The 22,348-nt window shown below is 46.7% G+C and carries 23 protein-coding genes; 9 read left to right on the plus strand and 14 right to left on the minus strand.

All coding sequences use genetic code 11. The features are described 5' to 3' along the window. The 4 genes from AC2VDX_RS11120 to AC2VDX_RS11135 form a co-directional block, all read right to left on the minus strand. Nucleotides 1-352 (minus strand): transposase (locus tag AC2VDX_RS11120; protein ID WP_378180020.1); only part of this gene is annotated, 352 nt, incomplete at its 3' end. Nucleotides 353-497: 145 nt separating this feature from the next. Continuing rightward, the gene (gene tnpA / locus AC2VDX_RS11125; RefSeq protein ID WP_378180023.1) at nucleotides 498-941 is read right to left on the minus strand and encodes an IS200/IS605 family transposase; all 444 of its coding nucleotides are present in this window, start codon (nucleotides 939-941) and stop codon (nucleotides 498-500) included. Nucleotides 942-1,385: 444 nt separating this feature from the next. Then, nucleotides 1,386-2,606 (minus strand): caspase family protein, encoded by a 1,221-nt coding sequence (locus AC2VDX_RS11130; RefSeq protein ID WP_378180026.1) that lies wholly within the window; start codon nucleotides 2,604-2,606, stop codon nucleotides 1,386-1,388. A gap of 163 nt (nucleotides 2,607-2,769) precedes the next feature. Then, nucleotides 2,770-3,408 (minus strand): pentapeptide repeat-containing protein, encoded by a 639-nt coding sequence (locus AC2VDX_RS11135; protein WP_378180029.1) that lies wholly within the window; start codon nucleotides 3,406-3,408, stop codon nucleotides 2,770-2,772. A gap of 68 nt (nucleotides 3,409-3,476) precedes the next feature. Between AC2VDX_RS11135 and AC2VDX_RS11140 the strand changes: the two genes are divergently transcribed. After that, nucleotides 3,477-4,796: a hypothetical protein gene (locus AC2VDX_RS11140; RefSeq protein ID WP_378180032.1), complete on the plus strand. Its 1,320-nt coding sequence runs from the start codon at nucleotides 3,477-3,479 to the stop codon at nucleotides 4,794-4,796. Between the two features lie 131 nt (nucleotides 4,797-4,927). Here AC2VDX_RS11140 and AC2VDX_RS11145 read toward each other — a convergent pair whose 3' ends face one another. After that, nucleotides 4,928-6,073 (minus strand): SpoIID/LytB domain-containing protein, encoded by a 1,146-nt coding sequence (locus AC2VDX_RS11145; protein WP_378180035.1) that lies wholly within the window; start codon nucleotides 6,071-6,073, stop codon nucleotides 4,928-4,930. A 359-nt stretch (nucleotides 6,074-6,432) separates the two neighbouring features. On the opposite strand from AC2VDX_RS11145, the gene AC2VDX_RS11150 reads away from it, so the two are divergent. Then, nucleotides 6,433-7,389 (plus strand): ribonuclease Z, encoded by a 957-nt coding sequence (locus AC2VDX_RS11150; RefSeq protein WP_378180038.1) that lies wholly within the window; start codon nucleotides 6,433-6,435, stop codon nucleotides 7,387-7,389. Between the two features lie 26 nt (nucleotides 7,390-7,415). Here the strand turns inward: AC2VDX_RS11150 and AC2VDX_RS11155 are convergent, their stop codons facing one another. Further along, on the minus strand, nucleotides 7,416-7,829 hold the full coding sequence (locus AC2VDX_RS11155; protein WP_378180041.1) for a hypothetical protein: 414 nt from the start codon (nucleotides 7,827-7,829) through the stop codon (nucleotides 7,416-7,418). 113 nt (nucleotides 7,830-7,942) lie between these two features. Next, nucleotides 7,943-8,497, minus strand: coding sequence for a bifunctional adenosylcobinamide kinase/adenosylcobinamide-phosphate guanylyltransferase (gene cobU, locus AC2VDX_RS11160; RefSeq protein WP_378180044.1), 555 nt, complete (start codon nucleotides 8,495-8,497; stop codon nucleotides 7,943-7,945). 287 nt (nucleotides 8,498-8,784) lie between these two features. Here cobU and AC2VDX_RS11165 point away from each other — a divergent pair, with 287 nt between their 5' ends. The 4 genes from AC2VDX_RS11165 (at nucleotide 8,785) to hpsU (ending at nucleotide 12,171) form a co-directional block, all read left to right on the plus strand. Then, on the plus strand, nucleotides 8,785-9,522 hold the full coding sequence (locus AC2VDX_RS11165; RefSeq protein WP_378180047.1) for a hypothetical protein: 738 nt from the start codon (nucleotides 8,785-8,787) through the stop codon (nucleotides 9,520-9,522). Nucleotides 9,523-9,608: 86 nt separating this feature from the next. Further along, nucleotides 9,609-10,571 carry a glycosyltransferase family 2 protein gene (locus AC2VDX_RS11170; protein ID WP_378180050.1) on the plus strand — a complete coding sequence of 321 codons (963 nt, stop codon included), beginning with the start codon at nucleotides 9,609-9,611 and terminating at the stop codon, nucleotides 10,569-10,571. A gap of 51 nt (nucleotides 10,572-10,622) precedes the next feature. After that, on the plus strand, nucleotides 10,623-11,576 hold the full coding sequence (locus tag AC2VDX_RS11175) for a glycosyltransferase family 2 protein (RefSeq protein ID WP_378180053.1): 954 nt from the start codon (nucleotides 10,623-10,625) through the stop codon (nucleotides 11,574-11,576). A 1-nt stretch (nucleotide 11,577) separates the two neighbouring features. Further along, nucleotides 11,578-12,171, plus strand: coding sequence for a hormogonium polysaccharide biosynthesis acetyltransferase HpsU (gene hpsU / locus AC2VDX_RS11180; protein ID WP_378180056.1), 594 nt, complete (start codon nucleotides 11,578-11,580; stop codon nucleotides 12,169-12,171). A gap of 66 nt (nucleotides 12,172-12,237) precedes the next feature. On the opposite strand, the gene AC2VDX_RS11185 is transcribed toward hpsU, so the two are convergent. Then, complete coding sequence (locus AC2VDX_RS11185; RefSeq protein WP_378180058.1) at nucleotides 12,238-13,614, minus strand: proton extrusion protein PcxA; 1,377 nt, start codon at nucleotides 13,612-13,614, stop codon at nucleotides 12,238-12,240. Between the two features lie 44 nt (nucleotides 13,615-13,658). Here AC2VDX_RS11185 and AC2VDX_RS11190 point away from each other — a divergent pair, with 44 nt between their 5' ends. Then, nucleotides 13,659-15,848, plus strand: a complete 2,190-nt coding sequence (locus AC2VDX_RS11190) for a recombinase family protein (protein WP_378180061.1) — start codon at nucleotides 13,659-13,661, stop codon at nucleotides 15,846-15,848. A gap of 22 nt (nucleotides 15,849-15,870) precedes the next feature. Here AC2VDX_RS11190 and AC2VDX_RS11195 read toward each other — a convergent pair whose 3' ends face one another. The 6 genes from AC2VDX_RS11195 to AC2VDX_RS11220 all read right to left on the minus strand — a co-directional run bounded on the left by AC2VDX_RS11195 (nucleotide 15,871) and on the right by AC2VDX_RS11220 (nucleotide 21,277). Further along, entirely contained in the window at nucleotides 15,871-17,058 is a 1,188-nt protein-coding gene (locus AC2VDX_RS11195) for a serine/threonine protein kinase (RefSeq protein ID WP_378180064.1), read from the minus strand. Between the two features lie 101 nt (nucleotides 17,059-17,159). Continuing rightward, nucleotides 17,160-18,506, minus strand: coding sequence for a protein kinase domain-containing protein (locus AC2VDX_RS11200; RefSeq protein ID WP_378180067.1), 1,347 nt, complete (start codon nucleotides 18,504-18,506; stop codon nucleotides 17,160-17,162). Between the two features lie 76 nt (nucleotides 18,507-18,582). Continuing rightward, the gene (locus tag AC2VDX_RS11205) at nucleotides 18,583-20,001 is read right to left on the minus strand and encodes a serine/threonine protein kinase (RefSeq protein WP_378180070.1); all 1,419 of its coding nucleotides are present in this window, start codon (nucleotides 19,999-20,001) and stop codon (nucleotides 18,583-18,585) included. Between the two features lie 109 nt (nucleotides 20,002-20,110). After that, a complete protein-coding gene (locus AC2VDX_RS11210; protein WP_378180073.1) occupies nucleotides 20,111-20,338 on the minus strand; it encodes a type II toxin-antitoxin system HicB family antitoxin in 228 nt (75 codons plus the stop codon). A 141-nt stretch (nucleotides 20,339-20,479) separates the two neighbouring features. Continuing rightward, nucleotides 20,480-20,971, minus strand: a complete 492-nt coding sequence (locus AC2VDX_RS11215; RefSeq protein WP_378180076.1) for a PIN domain-containing protein — start codon at nucleotides 20,969-20,971, stop codon at nucleotides 20,480-20,482. Between the two features lie 9 nt (nucleotides 20,972-20,980). Then, a complete protein-coding gene (locus AC2VDX_RS11220) occupies nucleotides 20,981-21,277 on the minus strand; it encodes a UPF0175 family protein (protein ID WP_378180079.1) in 297 nt (98 codons plus the stop codon). 532 nt (nucleotides 21,278-21,809) lie between these two features. On the opposite strand from AC2VDX_RS11220, the gene AC2VDX_RS11225 reads away from it, so the two are divergent. Both AC2VDX_RS11225 and AC2VDX_RS11230 read left to right on the plus strand, forming a co-directional pair. Continuing rightward, complete coding sequence (locus AC2VDX_RS11225) at nucleotides 21,810-22,070, plus strand: hypothetical protein (protein WP_378180084.1); 261 nt, start codon at nucleotides 21,810-21,812, stop codon at nucleotides 22,068-22,070. Nucleotides 22,071-22,143: 73 nt separating this feature from the next. Further along, nucleotides 22,144-22,311 carry a hypothetical protein gene (locus AC2VDX_RS11230; RefSeq protein ID WP_378180087.1) on the plus strand — a complete coding sequence of 56 codons (168 nt, stop codon included), beginning with the start codon at nucleotides 22,144-22,146 and terminating at the stop codon, nucleotides 22,309-22,311. The last annotated feature ends 37 nt before the right edge of the window (nucleotides 22,312-22,348 follow it).

Consider the following 22,348-nt stretch of genomic DNA (forward strand, 5'->3'; position numbering starts at 1 on the left):
CGATTCCAGCCGTCTCTTTGCCACTTTTTCTATGCCCGGAATCATCTATTATTAACGTAAATCCTCTTCTTACCTTTGTTTGGCTGCATTGCTGCATTACTTGCAACCTTCGCTCGTTAACTTTTTCTAAGTCCCAGGTCGCTTCTGTTAAAAAATGATGCAATTGGTGGTAAACCACTCCTACTGCGTTGTTCGACATTTGAGTTAAATTTTTTCGCTCACTTTCCCCCAATAGTCCTCCCAAATAGTGCCTAAACCCTTTTTTTTGGGCTTGATGGCTGAAAACATCATCAAACCGACTGCACCATTTCTCAAAGCATGGAGGCATTGCGTCGGGTGTAGTTTCCTTCATGGGTATTTTTCAACGTGAACTTCTTATCTGGCATGGATCATAACTCATTTGGTTTTAATTCATTGTTTAAGTCCCGTTAAGAGGACTTGCGCTATCAGCCAACGATTTAAACCCCTGGCTGACTGAATTAAATTTGATGCGTCTTTTATCTGGGATACCAATGGGACGGAGAATCATCTTGATGATTATATTCTTCCAAAGACGTTACAGTAGTCGCGTTCAAATGATGTGCTTTCTGATTTTGAACGTATGCTACGGCTTGATCCAGTTGCTTACCTCCCAGAGAAAACACACCATATCCTTCTTGCCAACCAAATTTATTTGGAGAAGCAGATAATGCATGATTTAGATAATGGGCGCTACTACCTTTTATATTTTTAACAAAATCAGCAATTGATAAAGTCGGGGGAATGGAAACCACTAGATGAATATGATCTTCTATGCCACCGATTGCATGAACGATACAAGCGAGAGCATCAGCTTTGCCAATAATGTAATCATAAAGTTTAGTTTTTCTGTCAGGACTAATCAGAGGTTGCCGCTGTTTCGTCGCCCAAACAAGATGGTAGTAAAGTCGCCAAAGAGCCATTAAAACTATTCGCTGTTATTTAATATAATTTAGCTATATTTTTCGCTAGCCTGCCAGTCCGCCTGGGGTTTAAACCCCAGGCTAATAGCTCAAGTCAGTTGAAACTGACTAAAAAGAGCCAAAATAGCAATTAATTTGTTTAGTCCTCTTTAGAGGACTTGCGCTATGAGCCAGCGATTTAAATCGCTGGCGTGTGTGTTGTTTAACATAATTTAGCCACATTTTTCGCTTATCCGATAGTCCGCCTGGGGTTTAAACCCCAGGCTAATAGCTCAAGATAGTCCGCCTGGGGTTTAAACCCCAGGCTAATAGCTCAAGTCAGTTGAAACTGACTAAAAAGAGCCAAAATTTCAATTTGATTTGTTTAGTCCTCTAAAGAGGACTTGCGCTATGAGCCAGCGATTTAAATCGCTGGCGGATGTAGGCAAGACAGCTTACACACAATTAATCCACCTTCCGCAACAATGTTCCAGGTGCAACAACCCCCTCCACTGTCGCTATTCCAATTAAGCCATTACGCGATCGCAACGTTACTTTACCCGAACTACGTCCCCCAGCACCGATAATAGTAAACACCGTGCCATTAGCCAAATCTGCTAAACCTTTTTCATCAAAGCCACCCAACCACAACGTCGCTTTATTCCCTTTAATCTCGGTAATTACTGCATTTGCTAATAAACTTGGGTTGTTGATGAAATAGATGGGTTGCTTTTCATACCCACTGGCAACTTTCACCTCAAAACGGGGAGTTTGGTTATATTCCTTAGGTAGATTTTGAATAGCGTAGGCGATCGCATCTTCAACTGTGCTGGTTTGCTGCCAGAGATACTGCGTCAATAGGTAGGTAAAGATTCCCGCATAGAAGCCATTAAACTTAGCATCTGCCGCAGTTTGATTTGGATCTGTTGCCGCCAGGACAACTCCTTTGGCAACTCCCGCCTGATATCGCCTAACAAACTCTTCGCGAGAAAGATTCAGACGTGACAGCCACTTTTCTTGGTATAATTTTTCTTCTGGAGAAATCTGTACCTTGCTGCCTCCATCGCGCGATCGCACTCGACGATCCCTAGTGGCACCGCCAGAGTAACAGCTATCTAGAACAGCGGTGAAATTATCACTTTTCACAGCTGACATCAGCAAGAACAAGGTGTGTCCCATAATGTCCTTCACCACACCGCCTTGTTCTGGGTATCCAACAGGTAGCGAAGCATCAACCGGGACGAAAGTGCCATTTAATCCATTCTTGTCGTTACTTGAACTAACAACCATAGGATCTGGATCGAGAACGCGGGAACCATGCCCTGAGTAGTGATATACAACCACATCCCCAGGCTTGGCTTGCTTAATCAGATGCTCTTCAAATGCCTCTAGAATGCCAGAGCGAGTGGCTTTTTCATCTATCAGGGTATAAATATCTTTGGGATTAAAACCAAAGCGGTGAATCAGGAGATGACGCTGCAATTCCACATCACTGACACATCCCCGCAAAGGTTGAGATGAATACTTATTGATGCCGACGAGTAAAGCAATTTTGCGCGGGGTACTTTGTGCCAGAACCTTGCCGTAGCTTTCCGCTTGTTGATGAATATTTAGCTGACTTAGCCCTAAGGTTGCCAGAGTAGAGCCAGCGAATTGGAAGAAATGACGGCGAGAAATTCGTGCCATAATCACCCTATTTATAATGCTTTTTAAGGTGTTTCTACCTTAAGCGTTTATCTGCTAATTCAGGAATTTGTATCGGAATCTGTAACAGTAACATCTTATGAAGACTAATTTAAATAGAGACATCAATTTTTTCGGGAATATCTACTAGCAGTTCAACGATTAGCTAATAATGCAAAGTGCCATCCGGGAGAATTGCACTATTGAGCTGGACGCCCTCCAGAATTGCATTCTCAAAATCAGCATTTCGCAAATCCGCCCCCCGCAAGTCTGTTCCTCGGAGAATGGCATTGCTCAAGTCAGCACTAATGAGATTAGTTTGCCGCAAATCAGCCTTTGTGAGATCAGCGCCCGGTAACTTCGCCATCGTTAACGCAGAACCGGCAAGGTTAGCACTGGTGAGATTGGCTTTAATCAACGCAGCTAAATTCAAATTAGCGCCGCTCAAATTGGCACCGCTGAGATCGCTATTAATCAAGCTGGCACCGCCTAGATTCGCCCCCCCTAAATTGGCACCCCTTAAATCGGCAGCACTGAGATTGGCACCGGCGAGATTAGCACGCCTCAAGTCAGCCGCCCTTAAGTCCACATCTCTCAACTCAGCACCCCTCAAGTCACACTGAGGACATTGTTTAGTTTTTAGCAACTGTTTAACGTGTTCCAGATTGGCGGCTTTGAGTGGTGTTGCTAATCCCAAAAGTGAGAATAAAAGAGCGAACAGCCACGTTAGCGTTAGCGTAGCGAAGCGCCGATCTGCGTTAGTGTGGCATACGCTAAGAGCGATCGCGAGTCTTGTTCCTTTCATAATCTGCCTGCTGGAATTTGCCAAGATTTTATACTGGTGATAGTAGCCTTCGTCCTTGAGGAAAGCACATGGCTCCCAATCCCACCCTCATGCAAGCAGTTGAACACCTGGGCTACCGAGTCACGGTTGGCGATGTGGCAACCCAAGCTGGGTTAAATGTCAACATGGCTCAGGCTGGATTACTAGCTTTAGCATCCGACGCCCGTGGACACTTGCAGGTAGCAGAAACCGGCGAGATCGTCTACCTTTTCCCTAAGAATTTCCGGACAGTTCTCCGCAATAAGTTCTTGCGGCTGCGACTGAAGGAATGGTGGGAAAAAATTTGGAAGGTTTTGTTTTACCTGATCAGGATTTCCTTCGGGATTATCCTGATTGCTTCCATTGTCCTAATCTTTGTAGCGATCGCGGTTATTCTAATCGCCGTCAACAGCAGCCGCGATAGCGATGATTCCGGCGGCGGTCACTCTCACGGCGGCGGCGGTATGGTGTTTATGCCCCACTTCTGGTTTGGTCCTGACATCTGGTGGTTTTTCTATCCAGACTATAGCGATCGCTACCAGCAGCGTCGTGTCTCATCCCCCGAAGGAAAGAGACAGATGAACTTCCTAGAAGCCGTCTTCTCCTTCCTATTTGGCGATGGGAATCCCAATGCCGATTTAGAAGAACGCCGCTGGCAAGAAATCGCCACTGTAATTCGCAATAACCAGGGTGCCGTGACAGCCGAACAAATCGCACCTTATCTCGATGACATTGGCGAAGGCTGGGGCAAAGAATACGAAGATTATATGCTGAGTGTCCTCACCCGTTTTAACGGGCAACCGGAAGTCAGCCCAGATGGAGAAATCGTCTATCACTTCCCAGAATTACAAACTACAGCGCAAGAGCGAAATTCGCAGCCGGTAGGTGCTTATCTCCGAGAGCGTCCTTGGCGCTTTAGCCAAGCCGATAGCGGACAAATTATGCTATCCGCAGGGCTAGGTGCCGTGAATATTATCGGTGCTTTAGTTCTCAATTCCCTGTTGCGGGGTGAGATAGGGATTCAATTAGCCCAATCCGGCGGACTCATCGCCTTCGTACAGTCAATTTACTGGATTTTACTCAGCTACGGCATCGCTTTCCTGTCAATTCCCCTAATTCGCTATTTCTGGATTCAGTGGAGAAATCAGCGAGTTGAAGCCCGAAATCAACAACGACAAGAACGAGCCATCTTGTTGAATCAAGCCAATTCTGCTTTGCACAAGAAAATTGCTTATGCCCAACAATTTGCCGCTAAAACAGTAATCGGTCGCGAGGACTTAGCCTACACGACCGAAACCGAGCTTATAGAACAGGAGATCGAGCAAGCCGATAAGATTGATGCAGAATGGCAGCGTCGCCTAAATAATTAACAATTAAAAATTAAAAATTAAAAATGGGGAAACTTAATTTTTAATTTTTAATTGTAGCGATCGCTCCTGGGTGAGCCAAGCGATGTCACGAGTGTGGCTACCGCCTGCTTTGGGGCGGAAACAGTTGCCCCCTACTGCACTTTCATACTGGCGATCGCGGTGCGCTGGTAATAGTGCCCCAAAATTTGCTGGTAGTTTGTCCCCTGCTGAGCTAAATTGTAAGCCCCCCACTGGCTTAAACCAAGACCGTGTCCAAAACCACGACCGTTGAGCTGAAAACCCGTTCCTGTGGAACTAACGGTGAACAACGTACTCCTAAGGTTCAGCGCTTGACGCAGCTGACTTCCGCTCATCCGCCGCGTGCTACCACTCCCAACCACTTTCATCGTCATAATCCGTCCGCTGGGGGTAGTGCGTTCCGGTACCAGAGATTTAACGTTGCTCACACCTAGAAGCCGACTGAGTTCGTTGCGGGAGAAGCTTTTCTGCCACTGGTAGCCCGGTGTCCCTTGGTCGTAGTCTGGGACGCCGCGCAGGTAAGCCAGGGGTTGCGACCAAACATTTTCCACATTTTCCGTGTGTCCTCCAGAAGCAGAGTGGAAGACAGCGAGAATAATTTGACCGTTGTAGGTCAATACTTGCCCAGCGGTGGCATTCACAGCCATTTGCGTTGACTCAGCTTCGGTTTCCAGACCTTTGTAAACTTGCCAAGTCTGGGTATCGCCGACATCAAAAACACTATTGCCAGCAGTTTGGCGCTTATACAGGGCGTAGGAACGAGCGGCGACAGCTTGCGCCTTCAGGGCTTCCAGAGGCCAATTAGCGCTCATTTCCGAGCCTAAGACGCTGTAAAGATATTGTTCTAAATCAACTTGGTTGACGGCGGTGAGTCCTTTGCCAGTGGGAACCAATCGAGTGCGTCCCCGATACCAGCGATCGCCGATCCAAACATAGCCGCCACCCGTCGGTTCCACCAACAGTTGCGTGCTTTGCTTTCCGCCCAGCGCCACACCACCGCCTGTAGCACGGGCTTCCATGCCATCCATTGCCGCCATTTCTCCCACCACTCGACCAGCACTATCGCGGATTACGGCTTTGGTGGAACTGCCCACGGTAATCTTGCTGACACCTTCTTGAATCGCCACGCGCAGTTCCATCGCTTTAGCGGGAGCAACCAGCATGAGCCACAACAAGAAAGTCAGCCACCATTTAGAAGGATGTAGCCGCCCGGAGGACGCCTTCAAGAAGGGTAAGATGAAGCATGAATTCTGAAGCATGAAGGATTTCTGTTTGCCTAGAAGCTGTTTAGTTATCATTTATTAAAATTTCCTCACACGATGCCAAAGGGAGTGCTAGGTATACTCATCATTAAATTCCAGTTAAATTGAGAGCCAGAATCCTGTCCTTAAACTTCACTGAATTCAAGACCCTTGAGAGCAAATCCGCTTGTAAATTGGCACAACCCGCTGACTTTTCTTAACGTGGATATATTTACCATGTTTGTTGCCGGAGTGCTACTAATCAATCCTGTGAACTTTTATCCTGAGTCTTCAGAGGAACTGCGTGTTCCCCAGATGCTGTGTCAGGATAGTTACGGGAGGCAATTCCTAGACTTTGCGACCGTTTTCTTGCCAAAATGCAAATTACTTTTTTAGGGACAAGTTCCGGTGTACCGACGCGATCGCGCAACGTGTCCAGCGTGGCTTTACGGCTACCTCAACGAGGAGAACTCTGGCTGTTTGACTGTGGCGAAGGTACCCAACACCAGCTATTACGGAGTGACTTGAAAATCGGTCAACTGAACCGTATTTTTATCACCCATATGCACGGAGACCATACATTCGGCTTAATGGGTCTTTTGGCAAGCTGTGGTTTGGCTGGCAATGTTCAACGCATTGACCTCTACGGCCCCCCCGGTCTCAATGAATACCTCCGTGCTTGCAGGCAGTACTCTTCAACCCATTTTTCCTACCCGGTTCAGGTTCACACCGTACAACCGGGAGTGGTCTATGAAGACGAAGAATTTATCGTCACCTGTGGTCCCCTGAAGCATCGAGTCACTGCCTTTGGCTACCGAGTCACTGAAAAAGACCGTCCAGGGCGCTTCGATGTGGAAAAGGCTACAGCACTCTCGATTCCTCCGGGTCGGGTCTACGGGCAACTCAAACGCGGCGAAACTGTGACGCTGCTAGATGGGCGGCAAATTCATGGGGCAGATTTGTGCGGACCGACAGAAATCGGTCGCAAAATTGTTTACTGTACCGACACGGTTTATTGCGACGAGGCGGTGGAACTTTCGCGGGATGCGGATGTGTTAATTCACGAAGCTACCTTTGCCCATCAAGATGCCCAGCTAGCTTTCGATCGCTTGCACTCCACTTCAACGATGGCGGCTCAAGTTGCTCATGCTGCTAGTGTTAAGCATCTGATTATGACCCATTTCAGCCCCCGCTATGCCCCCGGTAATGCAATTGGGCTGGATGACCTGCTCAAGGAAGCGCGTGCCATTTTTCCGAGTACAGAATTGGCTTATGATTTTCTAAATTATGAGGTGCCTCGGCGGCGGCAGGAGGAATTAGGAATTAGGAATTAAAAATTAAACAAGGGAATCGTTAATTTTTAATTGTTCCGAAGCCGGTCGCGTATTTCAACGAGACGATTTTGATTGCTGACAGGCGATCGCGGTAGTGGAACTTCCGTGTTGGGCCAGCCCGTGAGATCGTTACAGGGACACAGCAAAGGCGGCATTCCCGCAGTCCGGACGGGTACGGGCATGGTGCAACGAGAACAGGGCGACATATCCCATGCCGGTGTCAGCAACTGGGCAATCGATTCTTCGGTGCCCTCTAAGTAGCAGTCCCCTGACTCTGGGGAGAGGATTTGCTGCCAGCAGTTTTCAAATTCTTGAGAGTAGCGATCGCCCCGAATCACGGGTTGCAGCAGCAGCGCTTCTTGACCATTACGAATCAAAACTTTTTTGCCTAACTGAAACCAATAAGCAAGATACTCTCTGACTTGGTGTTGAGATGCCATAACAACGCAGTTAACGGTAATACGTATAGGGTAATGAACAACTAGCTTTTTCTCAATTAGCCATGAGTCATTGGCAATTGCCAGTTTGCCTTTAAGTTTTTCTATGCTAGCGCCTATGATAATTTTGGTAAGGGCGTTCCCAGGTGGCTCAGGTTGAGAACGTGACCGGCAGTAACTAAGTAGACTGGGTTAGCGATCGCGCCTACTCGACGCACCAGCCCTCCCAAGCGATCGCGGAACACCCGACCGAGGGGATAGGCGGGAACAACGCCCCACCCCGCTTCCTCTGCCACCAAGATCGCATCACTGACGCTACTTTCCAAACTTTCCAGCAACTCCTGGCACGTCCTCTCCCAAGATTCATCGTCTTGGTCTAAAAAATTAGCCACCCAAGTTCCCAAAGAATCAACCAGGAGACAACTAGAATTCTGAGATGCCCGAATCGTTGCCGCCAGTGTTATCGGCACTTGCAGCGTTGCCCATTCGCTAGGGCGTCGTCGTCGATGTTGTTCAATTCGGGAAAGCCATTCTAGATCGTTGGGGTCAACTTGAGCCGTTGCCACATAGATAACTGGCTTACCCGAACGCATTGCCAGAGTCTCCGCCCACTCACTTTTGCCAGAACGGGCTGGGCCAGTCACTAAGATTAAATGCTTAATAGAAGTCATTCAGATGAGGTCACGAAGAACTTTTTCACCCGTTTCCGGCGAGTTGTGCATTAAAGTTAAATTCAACAGTGGCAAAATTTGTATCTTACCCACCTGTACAGTGTCTGGGTTATTCTAGCGGTCAGACTTCCCAAAATTTTCGTTGTGTCCATTGAGACCGTTAATCCTACCAGACAAATAAACAAATAAAATAGAAACAAAAACCCAGGAAAAGCAACAATCCCAATCTTTTAGAGATTCTAGCGGCAGTTAACAGGTTTGATTTGCAGGAGTGGCGTCAGATAACTATGAAACCAGAATTAAAACGGATTGAGACAACACTGGATCGATTGGCGGATCAAAGTCCTGTCATCGACAACCCGTCCCCTTGGGAAAATCAGCCCGATACGATGGGTTGGGGTTCAGAGGCATCATCAGATGCCAATCGCTCTATTTCGATGACGGTACAGCCTTTCGCTGACCAAAAGCAATCTGGCAAGACGCCAGTCCTGCCAAAATTAAAACCTCCCAGTTTCACCAACCATCGGAACGCTGCCAATCCTGCCTTGGCGATGACTCTGTTGCAAGAAATTGAAGTGATTGTCGGGGGTTGGCAGAAGGAACTCCATCAAATCTTGCGCCAAATTCAAGATATTTATCTAGAAGGGCCGATTGTTGATGGTTGGTTAGAGTCTCATTCCCGCGAACCGGAGGTTGGCGTTGAGGCGCTGCGTCAGGCGGTAGAAAAGGGTCATGCCAAGTCAGTACACCAGCTGATGGACTATGTAGAAGAACTGTGCAATCAACCCGATGAAAAGGTGACTTGTGAATCTCCACGGACTGGATACCGCCTTGTAGGAATGGATGAGAATGGTCAATTTTGGTCGCGTCCCTGTCCACCCGAACAGATTCCGAGTGTGAGTGTAGCGATCGCTCGTTATCAAAAGCTGCGCCTGCTGCTGAATCGCAAAGAGGATCTGGAAACCCGCCTCAGTCAACTGGCGGAAACACTCGTTGTTCTACATAGTCATCTAAGTGAGAATTAAAAATTAAAAATTAAAAATTAGGAATTTCTGCAATTTTTAATTTTTAATTTTGCATTTTTAATTGATCTAGCCCTAACCCCAAATTTATGACAGAGCCTAAAATTTCTGCGATTATATGTACTCACAATCGAGAGCAGTATTTAGGTGCTGCCATTGATAGCTTACTGAATCAAGATTTTCCGGATTTTGAAGTGGTGGTGGTGGATAATGCCTCCAGCGATCGCACATCCGAAATAGTCAAAGCCCGACCGGGTGTAAAGTACGTCTACGAAAGCGTTACAGGTCTATCTGTCGCCCGCAACAGGGGTGCCAAGGAAGCCAAAAGTGAAATTCTCGCCTATCTAGATGATGATGCCGTTGCTAGCCCATCTTGGCTGTCGGCACTCTATGATGCTTATCAAAGCAATGAAAAACTAGCGATCGCCGGTGGCAAAGTCACCTTAATCTGGCCCGATGGCACCACGCCTCCTCAGTGGCTTTCCCCCGGACTATCAGGGTGTCTGGGAGCATACGATTTAGGAGATTCCATCGTCTATATCAAACAAGCCGGTATGACCCCCAGAGGCTTAAATTACTCGCTCAGACGTACCTTTTTAGAGCAAATTGGGGGGTTCGATGTTAATCTGGGTCGAGTCGGCAAAAATTTGTTATCAAATGAAGAATTACACATGACAGAACGGGCACTGAAATTGGGTTGGCAAGTTGCCTATCTGCCTGACGCCTTAGTTGCCCACAATGTCTCTCCCGAACGCCTTGAACAAGCCTGGTTTTTCAGCCGGGGCTGGTGGCAAGGCATCAGTGAATGTTACCGCGAACAAATCGCTGGTAAGGCAGGACCGCGCCAGCTATTGTTGGGAGGCGAACGAATCGTGCGAGGTCTCTACAAATCTGTTAAATATTTTGGCGATCCCGCCCAACGGTTCGACAATCTGGTGTATGCCTACGGTCAGATGGGTTATTTGAGTGCAGCAATTCAAGGGATGTTATCTGCTCCTTTCAAAGTGCAAAGTCCAGAGTCGGAATTAAAGATTAAAAAAGAAAAATCTTAGTTTTTAATTTTTAATTGTTAATTTTTAATTGTTCCTTCATCCTTCATGGTCATGACCTCCACCCCCTCCAAACTTCCCGTTTCGGTTCTGATTCCCGCTAAAAATGAACAAGCAAATCTGGCGGCTTGCCTGGAGAGTGTAGCCAGGGCTGATGAAGTTTTTGTCGTAGATTCCCAAAGTAGCGATCGCTCGATTGAAATTTCCGAAAGTTACGGCGCAAAAGTTGTTCAATTTCACTTCAACGGTCGCTGGCCTAAAAAGAAAAACTGGGCTTTAGACAATCTGCCTTTTGGTAACGAATGGGTACTAATTGTCGATTGTGATGAGCGCATTACCCCCGAACTCTGGGATGAAATTGCAACTGCCATTCAGAATCCAGAATACGAAGGCTACTACCTGAACCGCAAAGTATTTTTCCTCGGTAAATGGATTCAACATGGCGGTAGATATCCCGACTGGAACCTGCGTTTGTTTAAGCACAAAACAGGTCGCTACGAAAACTTGGGGACAGAAGAAATTCGCAACACAGGCGACAACGAAGTTCACGAACACGTCATTTTGCAAGGCAAAGCAGGCTATCTGAAAAACGATATGCTGCACATTGACTTTCGGGACATATTCCACTGGCTGGAACGACATAACCGCTACTCGAACTGGGAAGCCCGCGTTTATTTAAATATCCTGACCGGCAAAGACGAAAGCGGCACGATTGGCGCTAATTTGTTTGGGGATGCGGTACAGCGCAAGCGGTATCTCAAAAAAACTTGGGTGCGCCTCCCCTTCAAACCGTTGATCCGGTTTATTTTGATTTACATTATTCAGCGAGGCTTTTTGGATGGGAAACCTGGATACATCTATGCACGGCTGATGAGTCAATACGAGTATCAAATTGGCGTCAAACTTTATGAATTGATGGAGTTTGGCGGTCAGTTGAACGTAGCGGCTGCCTCCTCCGTGCCTCCCCAACCGGTACCCCAGCCAGATTCATTAAAAGGAAGCGTGTAGGGTGTTGGAACCAGGCGAACAACCGCCAGCGATCGCGTCGGAATCTCTCGTTGATTTACGCCGTTACGACCAATCCTGGTTTGACAGAGGACGACCGGGTTGGTTTGTCTTGCTGTGGTGGTTGGTACAAGCGATCGCCTTCCCCTTAACTCCCCATCCCTTTAGTGGCATCCGCTGCTGGCTTTTGCGCCTGTTTGGAGCAAAAATTGGCACCGGCTTAGTCATCCGACCAACCGCCCGCTTTACTTATCCCTGGAAAATCGAAATCGGAGACTACAGCTGGATTGGGGATGATGTCGTTTTATACAGCCTTGACCGCATTCACATCGGTCAGCACTGCGTCATTTCCCAAAAAAGCTACCTCTGTACCGGCAGTCATGACATCCAAGACCCAGCTTTCAAGCTGATGACAGCCAGTATCACGATTGGCAACGGCGTCTGGATTGCCACAGATTGCTTTATTGCGCCTGGGGTTGAAATCGGAGCGAATTCTGTGATTGGGGCACGTAGCAGCGTTTTCGGCAACATTCCACCCCAGCAGGTTTGCTGGGGCACCCCCTGCCGTCCCCACTACCCCAGAGAAATTAAAAATTAGAAATTAAAAATGGGGGAAAGAATACCTCTTCTTTAATTTTTAAATGCAAGCATTTTTAATTTTTAACTATTCATTCATATTCCGGTAAGTAGCAACGGCTGACGGAGAGATTCGGTTTAAGTAGCGGAAAATCCAATACTTAAATATCGTGTCCAAAATGACAGGAAAGGTGGCAATAAATATAAAGTTAAAATCTCTGCTTTCTGGTAAGCCTAAATGCCTTGCCATTCCTTCCAGAATCACTTCCCAGCCGTGAGGAGAGTGAAACCCTACAAAGATGTCAGTGAACAAGATAATAATAAAAGCTTTAGCACTGTCACTGAGACCATAAACTACGTCATCTATAAAAGCTTTGAAAATTGCAATTTCTTTTCGGCTATTAAGAAGTAACAAGTAAAGAGAGCCAGCTGCAATTAGATCGGCAAAAACATTTTTGATAGCGTTGGCACTTCTTTGACTATATTCCTCCCCAATTTTTAATGCCTTCCCTTTGACTTCTTCTTCCATTTCCTCCTTAGATAGTTGAGGAGCGACACCGATTAAACTTTTAAATTTTAGTAATTCTTCAAATCTTTGTAATTCCTGAAAAGCCTCTTCTTCCAGATCGACATTTAGGAAGATTTCAGTTTTGTTTGGCTCCCGGAAGCGATCGACGAGAGGCCCAACCAAGAAAGTTTTACTTACTTGTTGAGTTAATAGAGGAACTAAAATTAAAACTAAAATAAACCGAATAGAAATAATGGTTTTCGTTTGGGAGGTGCGAAAACTTTGAACAACTTCTTCTTCTGAGTTGGGGTCAAAGTTTCTCTTGAGTCGATCTAGCGTACTCAAGATTGAGCGAGGCACAAAACTGGTTGTATCAGTCATTGTTTCAGCCTCCTCAGCCACTCGTTCGTCTGTAGGAAACAAAGTTGGCTGATTGACTAGATTCTTGGCTTCAATCCGGTCAACATTCCTCAAGTTCACTTCTACAGATTTAGATTTAGGGACGGGGACTAAGGCTGATGAGGAACGATTTTTTCCAGGCTTGTATTTAGATAAAACATCATCAATAAATTTAAGTTTTTCTAAAGTTATGGATTGTTTGTCTTGAAGGTCAAAATCCTCTCTTCTAGAATTTGCCGCTCCGGTCGTTTTTGTTTTTCTTGCTAAATCTGGATTAGAACCAGTCACTATTGAAGCGCTGACCTGAAACTCTGCCAGCCCAAATTTAGCAGTCTTTAAGTGATTTTTAAGTTTTGTTTCAAAATAAGACATGGCATTTTCACGGTATTTTTGGCAATCTGGGGAGATTTTTTTACCGTCAAAATGTTCATCTTCCAAAGCCTTAATCATTAAGGCTGCCTTATATGCCCGATCCAAGGCTCTCTCTGGGGTTTCTGAGAACCACTGGTTGGCATTCTCTAAGTAGGATTGGAGCTGTGTCAAGAAAGATAGTTTCATAATAGAAACCGAGCTATTACACAAGTATCACCCAGCGTTTAGCAATGTTAACGCAATCGCAGACCATCTGGATCGTCGGGCCGACTCGCAGTGGAAAGACAACACGCCTCGTAAATCTGTTTTGCCAGTGGGCTGAAGGGGAATCTCAACCGCGAGGTTCGCGTCGGAAGGCGGGAAGGCGGGCGCAGGCACCGACAATCTTAGTCTTTGCTGCCAATGATGATAATCGGAGCGAATTAGCTGACCGCTTGGTTACGGCGACACAGGGGCGGTATCCCATTCAATCTAAAACACCTCTGGGTTTCTTTCAGGATGAGGCGATCTTATTTTGGCCTTTGTTGATTCAGCGGTTGAATCTCAGGGCACAATTTCCAGTCAGACTGCGCCCGGAAACTGAGCAGGAGTTAGCCACCCGGTTGTGGCGTCCGGAGTTGGATAATGGTAGCCTCCAGTTTTTGGGGGTGAGCGAGTCTCGTTCGGTGCGTCGCGTTCTGGACTTGTTGCAGCTGTGCGCGATCGCAGGAAGACCCATTGAGGAAATTCCCAGTCTTCTCGAACAAGGTTTAGCAGAACAACAAGGGTTTGCCAGGGACGACGATCCGGTGGTGGAGCGTCCCGACTGGGCGAAAATAGGAACTTTGCTGATAGATTGGCGGCAATGGTGTTTGGAACGGGGATTGCTGACGTATGGGATTATTTGCGAACTTTATTGGCGTTATCTGCTGCCAGACGAAGCTTATCAGCAGCACTTGATTCGCCGATATCAGGGAGTACTGGCGGATAATGTGGATGATTATCCAGCGATCGCCTGCGATCTATTCAACTTTCTTTTAGATAAAGGAGCAGCGGGAGCCTTTACTTATAATCCGGATGGGGCAGTGCGACTCGGTTTGAACGCCGACCCAAATTATCTTGCCAGTCTGGAGTGGCGCTGTCAGGTAGAAACTTTGAGCCAGCAACCGAGCAATGTGGCGGCACTTTACGGAAAGCCGGTGGTGGAAGCGGTGAGCGACCCCATGTTTCTGTTGACCTTACCGGAGTCGGTACAGTTGATTCAAACCACTTCCCGCGCTCAGTTGTTGCGAGAAACCGCTTTGGCGATCGCCAAAGCCGTACACAGCGGACAGGTGCAGCCTCAGGACGTGGCAGTGATTGCCCCTGGTTTGGATGCGATCGCTCGCTATACCTTAATCGAAATCCTCTCCAGCCAGGATATCCCCGTCCAAACCTTGAGCGAACAGCGCCCTCTGAGTGCTTCCCCGACGATCCGGGCGCTGCTGACGCTGCTGGCGCTCGTTTATCCAGGCTTGGGGCGGCTGGTAGACCGGGATGCCGTGGCGGAAATGCTGGTGGTACTCACTCAGGAGTCCGGAGTCAGCAGTCCGGAGTCCGGAGGTAGCACAAATTCATCTCCGATCGTTCATCCTTCATCCTTAAGGATTGACCCAGTCAGGGCGGGTTTATTAGCAGATTACTGCTATTCCCCCGATCCAGAGCAACCCCGGTTGCTGCCGGTGACGTATTTTCCCCGCTGGGATCGGCTGGGACACTCAGCCTGTGCTGCTTATGAAGAGATTTTGCAGTGGCTAGAGGTGCAACGAGGTCAGCTGGAACAGCGTCTCATTCCCAACTGCGTCGCCCTGCTTGACCGGGCAATTCAGCAGTTTTTGTGGAAAGGCAGCAATCTCCCCTACGACCAGCTAGCCGCCTTACGCGAACTGATGGAAACCGCCCAACACTACTGGGAAGTCGATGGAAGGCTGAGGCAGAGCGATCGCATTGAAACCCCAGATTACACCACCATTGAGCGGTTTATCTGCTTGTTGCGTCGCGGCACCGTCACTGCTAACCCTTACCCCGTGCGTCCCCTCGGTCGAGACCGTCACGCCGTGACTTTGGCAACGATCTTCCAATATCGGGCGGCTCGTCGGTTCCACCGATGGCAATTTTGGCTCGATGCCGGTTCGCACCTCTGGTCAAAGGGTGGTGCTGCCACTCTCTACGGTGCCCCTTTGTTTCTCAAGGATTGGTCGGGACCGCTAACAGAAGAAGATACCCAAGAAGCAGATGAGCAAAGACTGCGGCGGATTTTGCTGGATTTACTGGGGCGAGTGGGAGAGCGAATTTATCTGTGCCATAGCGAATTGGCTACAAATGGACAGGAGCAAACTGGTCCCTTATTGTCCTTAGTCAATGCCTCGGTTCCTTTGAACCCTGATTATGCACTCAGCTAACAACGCGATCTTGCCGAGGTTTTTAGAGGGAATGGAGAAAAAGGGTGAGTATCCAGATATATGCCCAAGCCATCGGTATCCCGATAAACAATCCCGCGATCGCCCAGCCTCTTTGATGGGCTTTGAATTGTTCAATACTCCGCCATTTTTTACTTTTCCAAGCCCATTCATTGCCCTTAGAACCGAGGGCGAACCCCATCAACCAACCGACACTGGGTACCCAGGCTAAAAGCCCAATCCAAACATGATTGCTCAAAGGCCATAGATAAGGCATCAGAAATGCTCCCCAATTCCAACCTTTGATTTCATCGGGTACTGGTACTGTCTCATCCAATAAACTGCCTTGCCCAGAATTATTGACCAGTGTTGATGGATTTAAAGGTTGGATATCCGTTGATGTGTTTAGATTTCTGCCCGATCGCAGCGCTTCTAGGGCAATTTTTGCACTTTTGAACCGTTTTTCTAGAGCTGGTTCAGTTAATTTTTCAATCCAGCTAACCATACTGGAACTGAGGCTTACTTGATGAGAAAAATGAATTCGTAAATCCCTAGAAGGCAAATCAGCCGGTGCCGTACCTGTCAACAAATGAATTAAAGTTGCTCCCAGCGAATACAAGTCTGAAGCTGGAACAGCCCTTCCACCAAATTGCTCCATCGGGGCATAGCCATAAGTTCCCACAACAGTAAAGGTGGCTCCCTCTGTCGCTGCTTTATCTTGCACCGCGCCAAAATCAACTAAATATATCTTGCCCTCCTCACCCCAAATTAAATTGCTCGGTTTGATGTCTCGATGTAGCACTGAGGGACTAAGTTCGTGTAGATAAATCAGAATATTAAGAATTTCAGAGGCAATCTTACGGACTTCCTTTTCACTGAACTTTTTGCCTTGTGAGAGTAATTCCTTAAGAGAGGCACCGGGGATGTATCCTTGGACTAAGCCGAACCAGAGCGATCGCTCATCGATACAAAAATAATCTCGATACTTGGGAATCCTCGGATGATTCAACTGCTTGAGTACCTGTGCTTCTCTTTCAAACAGTTTGAGATCGTCCCACTGCACCTCGTCGCCAAAGGCAAGAAGTTTGACAACTACCGACTCGCTAGGTTGGGTTTCCAAATCATCTGCCAACCAGGTTTGTCGCCCAGCATTTTGACCCAATCTTTGTTTGAGTTGATAACGCCCCTGTAATATTTGTTCGGCTTGCAGCATTATTAGTTATTTTCCGTAGAAAGCTGAGATGAGGGATTTCGAGACTTAATATTTGCCTTGGCGTATGAATTCGGTTTTTCATATTGTCACAGCGCCTTTATCTACCTTTCTATCTCTCTTGTGTCTGCACCACAGGCTAGTCTGCCTTTGTCATAAATTGGCTCTGCCAATTGGGTAGCACCAACAGCATTAGATTCACACAAAATTGCCATTGTCATCATTTTATTCTTAGCAGCAGATGAGTATTTTACACGTACTATAAACACAGCCCCAATATAGCTTTTGATATTAGAATTCCGGGCTATCCCGTAGTTGAATACAGATCTGCTCCCCAACCCACGAGTTGCATAGTCGTAGTTTACTGTCTGAGTTTTAATGCCAATCCCTAGTTTTTCAACCGAATCAGGAAAGTCATTGTTTTCTAAAAAATAAGCTTGCTGGGCACGCTTCATCGAGCTAATATATTGTTTTGCTTCCGACTGCTGACCTTTAGCGGTCTTGGCGAAAATATTTGGCTTAATAGCAGCAGCAAACATGAGAATAAATAATGGCAGCGATCCTAAGAGCGCTAAACGACCATAACGAACCGAATTGCCCCTTGGCTGAGCCTCTGTTTCGCTATAGGAGCTTTTAAATTCCACTTGTTGCAGAGCTTCAAGTGCCTCGCGTGCCGTGCTGAATCGTTTTTCTGGAGCTGGCTCTATCAGCTTTTCAATCCAACTGCTGAAATTGGGATTGAGGCGAACTTTATCGCTAAATTGAATCCGCATTTGATGCTGCGGTAACTCAGATGGCGGCGTTCCAGTTAATAAGTGAATTAGGGTAGCTCCTAGTGCGTAAAGGTCTGATGCTGGAACTGCACGTCCCCACAGCTGTTCTGGCGGCGCATAGCCATTGGTTCCTACTACAGTAAAGGTGACACCTTCTGCCTTCGCACGGTCTTGAACGGCACCAAAATCAACCAAATAAAACTGCCTATCTTCCCCCAAAATTATGTTGCTAGGTTTGATGTCCCGATGTAAGACAGGTGGACTTAATTCGTGCAGATAAATCAGAATTTCTAGGATGTCCGTGGCAACATAGCGTACCTGCTCTTGTGTAAATTTTTTGCCCTTATCTAATAGCTGACGCAGGGAAGTGCCGGGAATGTAATTTTGCACTAATCCAAACCAGGGTAAACCGTCGCCCGCCTGTTCATCAAGAGAAAAATAATCTCGATAGTTCGGAATTCTGGGATGGTTTAAATTTTTCAAAACTTGAGCTTCGCGCTCAAATAGCTTGAGTTCCTCCCACTGCATTTGAGGGCTGAAAGCAAGCAATTTGACAATTACCGATTGTCTGGGTTCTGCTTCTAAATCTTCTGCCAACCAGGTTTGACGCCCTGCATTTTGTCCTAGTTGTTTTGTGAGCTGATAACGCCCCTGTAAGACCTTTTCTGCTTGCAACATGATAATTTTCCTTGGTTAGTTGAAGGATTGAAGGATTGCTAATACCTAATTGGGGATTGCCCTTGGTCATTAGTTCTTATCTCAGCCAGTCTTGGATCTGTCGAGCTATCCAGTTACGTTCAGGTTCAGTCAAGTTTTGAGCGAAACAGTATTTCAACAGCCAAGTTTCGATAGTGACTCCTCCCAAAGGAATTGCTTCAACATTTTTGATGCTAGAAACTTTTCCCCGATGGCTAAAATATTTCACTCCGAACAATTGCCTTTCAATTACAAAGTTATCCAGATAGAATTCAATGCAATAATCTCCCCAGTAATTCAGCAGAGGCCATTTCAAATCGGCTGGAATTTTCCACAATTCATTGTGTATGCTCATCCATAGCCGACCCAATATCAGGGTTAATAGAATGGGGAAAATCAACAAAAACATTAAATGAATCGATGACAACAGGGACAGGAGCATGAAAAATATTAAGCAAGCCAGCCCTAACAGCAAGAAACCTAGCAAGAATAGAGAGATTGTGGAGGTCGCTACTAGCATCAATTTCCCTGTAAAGGCGATAATGTCTGTAAGTAGCAATATTCCCCGCCCAGGAATTTTAATTTTTAACTGAGTAGAAGACTTCCAAAACTGAACGCGACTGCCAGCAGGCTGACGAATTTGTTGCAGGAGGGCGTTGAGAGAACGATTGGCTTTAAGGTCTTCTAGTGCTTGACGGGCGGTGCGATATCGTTGCTCTAAATCGGGTTCGGCGATCGCTTCAATCCACCGTACAAAATTGGAGTTAAGGCTAACCTTGTCGCTAAAGTGAATCCGTAAATTCTTTTGGGGCAAATCTGCTGGGGCGATGCCGGTTAACAAATGGATCAAAGTTGCCCCCAGCGCATACAAGTCGGATGCCGGAACTGCCTTTCCCCAAAATTGCTCTAGCGGCGCATAGCCAGTGGTTCCCACCACAGTAAAGGTGACTCCCTCAGTCGCGGCAGAATCTTGAACTGCGCCGAAATCCACCAGATAAATTTGTTCGTCTTCTCCCCAAATCAAGTTGCTGGGCTTGATGTCGCGGTGCAGCAACGGCGGACTCAACTCGTGCAGATAGATGAGAATATTCAGCACCTCGGTGGCAATCTGCCGCACCTGGGCTTCGGTAAAGCGTTTGCCCTGTTTCAATAATTCTTGCAGGGAGGCACCGGGAATGTATTCTTGCACCAATCCAAACCAGCACAAACCAGCGCCAACCTGTTTATCGAGGGAAAAATAATCTCGATACTGAGGAATTTTGGGGTAATCGAGATTTTTCAGAACTTGCGCTTCGCGTTCAAATAGCTTAAATTCGTCCCACTGCATCTGGGGGCTGAAGGCTAGCAGTTTGACGATGACTTGTTGTGGTGGTGATGCCTCAATGTCAGTTGCCAGCCAGGTTTGACGCCCAGCATTTTGTCCTAATTGCTCTTGGAGTTGATAACGCCCCTGCAATACCTGCTGTGCTTGCAGCATCTCCCTGTCGATTCCTTAGCGCCTTACCTACTCCAATGTAGCTAGCGATCGCTAAAAGTCCACTATATTTCACTCAATACTTACAAAAGCGATCGCCCCAACCCCTTGTTTACGCAACTTTTAGCGGCTTGGTGGGCAAAGTCATTGGTTCTGGCAGAGGCTTTCCCTGCTCTTGAAACCATTCAATCAGAGACTCAATCACCTCCTGTCCGTGTTTTGCAGCTTCCTCATACGTCTTGCCGTGAGTGTGAAATTGCTGCCAAGGAAATTCGGGCAGGTGTACCAAGTAGCAATTATCCTCATCTGACCACTGGATGACCATACTATAGCGGCTCATTCTTCCTGCGATTCCTCTAGCTTCTCCAAAACGCGATTGACAAGCTTTCTCTAAGTATCGCGGTGCATCATCTCATTCTTCCCTATAGAAATCAGGGAGCGATCGCCTCTTCATCTCACCCAACAAACGAGATCTAGTCGATTAGTTCTCAGCCTCGTTAGCTAACTCTTGAGCAGTTCGATACAGCACCTCATTCATGTGAAACCCCGAAGCCATCAATTCATCCAGCAACGGAGTAACAGCAGCAATCAGTGTATTTTGCCTTGCTTGAATTAATACACCCACCGTGCCAATGTAATTGAGTCCCTGAGCTTGTGCTACTCGTCGCCCTCTTGCTTCATCGATTAATAGCAACTCGGCTTCTAACTCAATAGCCAAAACAATTGCTTCGCTCTCACCCCTATCTAATCGTTCTCTCAGAAGTTGAACAGCAGTTTGATTTCCAATTGTAACAATGTGTATCCATTCAGCCACCTCTAGCTCAATTGCTCCGGGACGGGTTTCCCCAAACAAAACTACCTCATCTCGAACAGCAGTTGGTATGTACAATTCGTTGTACAGCAACCGCAACAAAGCAAAATGACCAATCCGAGCTAAAGCAATCAAAGGTCCAGCATTAGCAACAACAGTCATAAGCGATAGCTACGCTTGCCCCCGGAGGGGATCGCGCTTATAGATACTTTGAGCCATTGCCACTTCTGCCGCTAACTCATCTGGTGACTCTGTAAAGTAAGAAATATTATGCTGTGCGAGTAACTGAATAAACTCCCATTTGGAAATTCCGAGTAACTCAGCCGCTTTGCCTGTCGAGATTCGCTCTTGCCGAAACAACTCTAGAGCAACTAGCTCCAGAATACACCCTTTTAGTTGTGCCTCTGGAATGTCAAGCGCTCCAAGTAAATCTCTTGGTATCTGTAAGTTAACATTGAGGTTACTCATTGGGGTTTAGAGAGTGTTATAAGTCCGCAAAGCATCCTCAGTTTATCAATTTCCATGCTGAAAGCTGAGAATAAATGCCAACTGATTTTAAGCAAAAGGCGATCGCCTTTTTTCATCTGACAAAATAGTAAGGTATAACATGATAAGCATAAATGCTTACTGAGCTAAAATCTTGATTTACCTCCCGCGAACAATAAAGGCTATATACAACAGCTAATAAACTTAGAATCAGTTATATCTATACAACTTTAAAAAGCTATAGCGGTTCTCATCCGAGTGAGGTACAGATAGACCCCTCTCCGCATCGGGGAGGGGAGCAAGACTCTGGTTCCCCCTTCCCTACAAGGGAAGGGGGCTAGGGGGTTAGGTCTAGGCGTACCGCACTCAAGTAAGAACCGCTATATCTAATATTAAGTAGTTAATACAAAAAGATAAAGATATGATGAACGGCGATTAATTGTCTTGACATCCCAGGAAATGTTTTGTTACGTTGGACAAAATTCACCTGAATTTATATTGAGCAGGAAATTAAATGATAGAAGTGCTAAACACAGCAGCTAAGGCTCCAATTCAATTTGTATTGAATTGGTTGACTGCATCCTTTCGGGGAATATTAGAAACACCTGAATATTTAGTAAAAGGTGTGCAGGCACTAATGACTCTAATAGCCACGGCTCTCCTGATTCCTGCGGTTGCTTGGTTTGTTGCATTTAAAGCCACTCAAATAACAGTCAAAATTACTGCTACAGCAATAGATATTACTGCGTCTGCTGTATCAGGCTCATCCTCTTAGTAAAGACTCAAGCATAGGATTAACTTAGTTATAGATAAAGTTAGTCATTCAACCAAGTTAAGAAAGGTGGGCAATGCCCACCTTTTTAGTAGAAGCCCAGCCATTCAAACGTGATCGCCTCTTCATCTCACCCAACAAACGCGATCGCCTCTTCATCTCACCCAACAAACGCGATCGCCTCTTCATCTCACCCAACAAACGCGATCGCCTCTTCATCTCACCCAACAAATGCGATCGCTGATTGGAGGACGACAGCGAAGCAATATATCCCAATAACC

It is taken from the genome of Coleofasciculus sp. H7-1, from assembly GCF_057473865.1.

What these genes read in the sequence shown, in the direction of transcription:
- tnpA (WP_378180023.1), bottom strand. Translation starts at nt 941, where the DNA reads ATGGCTCTTTGGCGACTTTACTACCATCTTGTTTGGGCGACGAAACAG.
- AC2VDX_RS11130 (WP_378180026.1), bottom strand. Translation starts at nt 2,606, where the DNA reads ATGGCACGAATTTCTCGCCGTCATTTCTTCCAATTCGCTGGCTCTACT.
- AC2VDX_RS11135 (WP_378180029.1), bottom strand. Translation starts at nt 3,408, where the DNA reads ATGAAAGGAACAAGACTCGCGATCGCTCTTAGCGTATGCCACACTAAC.
- AC2VDX_RS11140 (WP_378180032.1), top strand. Translation starts at nt 3,477, where the DNA reads ATGGCTCCCAATCCCACCCTCATGCAAGCAGTTGAACACCTGGGCTAC.
- AC2VDX_RS11145 (WP_378180035.1), bottom strand. Translation starts at nt 6,073, where the DNA reads ATGCTTCAGAATTCATGCTTCATCTTACCCTTCTTGAAGGCGTCCTCC.
- AC2VDX_RS11150 (WP_378180038.1), top strand. Translation starts at nt 6,433, where the DNA reads ATGCAAATTACTTTTTTAGGGACAAGTTCCGGTGTACCGACGCGATCG.
- AC2VDX_RS11155 (WP_378180041.1), bottom strand. Translation starts at nt 7,829, where the DNA reads ATGGCATCTCAACACCAAGTCAGAGAGTATCTTGCTTATTGGTTTCAG.
- cobU (WP_378180044.1), bottom strand. Translation starts at nt 8,497, where the DNA reads ATGACTTCTATTAAGCATTTAATCTTAGTGACTGGCCCAGCCCGTTCT.
- AC2VDX_RS11165 (WP_378180047.1), top strand. Translation starts at nt 8,785, where the DNA reads ATGAAACCAGAATTAAAACGGATTGAGACAACACTGGATCGATTGGCG.
- AC2VDX_RS11170 (WP_378180050.1), top strand. Translation starts at nt 9,609, where the DNA reads ATGACAGAGCCTAAAATTTCTGCGATTATATGTACTCACAATCGAGAG.
- AC2VDX_RS11175 (WP_378180053.1), top strand. Translation starts at nt 10,623, where the DNA reads ATGACCTCCACCCCCTCCAAACTTCCCGTTTCGGTTCTGATTCCCGCT.
- AC2VDX_RS11185 (WP_378180058.1), bottom strand. Translation starts at nt 13,614, where the DNA reads ATGAAACTATCTTTCTTGACACAGCTCCAATCCTACTTAGAGAATGCC.
- AC2VDX_RS11190 (WP_378180061.1), top strand. Translation starts at nt 13,659, where the DNA reads ATGTTAACGCAATCGCAGACCATCTGGATCGTCGGGCCGACTCGCAGT.
- AC2VDX_RS11195 (WP_378180064.1), bottom strand. Translation starts at nt 17,058, where the DNA reads ATGCTGCAAGCCGAACAAATATTACAGGGGCGTTATCAACTCAAACAA.
- AC2VDX_RS11200 (WP_378180067.1), bottom strand. Translation starts at nt 18,506, where the DNA reads ATGTTGCAAGCAGAAAAGGTCTTACAGGGGCGTTATCAGCTCACAAAA.
- AC2VDX_RS11205 (WP_378180070.1), bottom strand. Translation starts at nt 20,001, where the DNA reads ATGCTGCAAGCACAGCAGGTATTGCAGGGGCGTTATCAACTCCAAGAG.
- AC2VDX_RS11210 (WP_378180073.1), bottom strand. Translation starts at nt 20,338, where the DNA reads ATGAGCCGCTATAGTATGGTCATCCAGTGGTCAGATGAGGATAATTGC.
- AC2VDX_RS11215 (WP_378180076.1), bottom strand. Translation starts at nt 20,971, where the DNA reads ATGACTGTTGTTGCTAATGCTGGACCTTTGATTGCTTTAGCTCGGATT.
- AC2VDX_RS11220 (WP_378180079.1), bottom strand. Translation starts at nt 21,277, where the DNA reads ATGAGTAACCTCAATGTTAACTTACAGATACCAAGAGATTTACTTGGA.
- AC2VDX_RS11225 (WP_378180084.1), top strand. Translation starts at nt 21,810, where the DNA reads ATGATAGAAGTGCTAAACACAGCAGCTAAGGCTCCAATTCAATTTGTA.
- AC2VDX_RS11230 (WP_378180087.1), top strand. Translation starts at nt 22,144, where the DNA reads ATGCCCACCTTTTTAGTAGAAGCCCAGCCATTCAAACGTGATCGCCTC.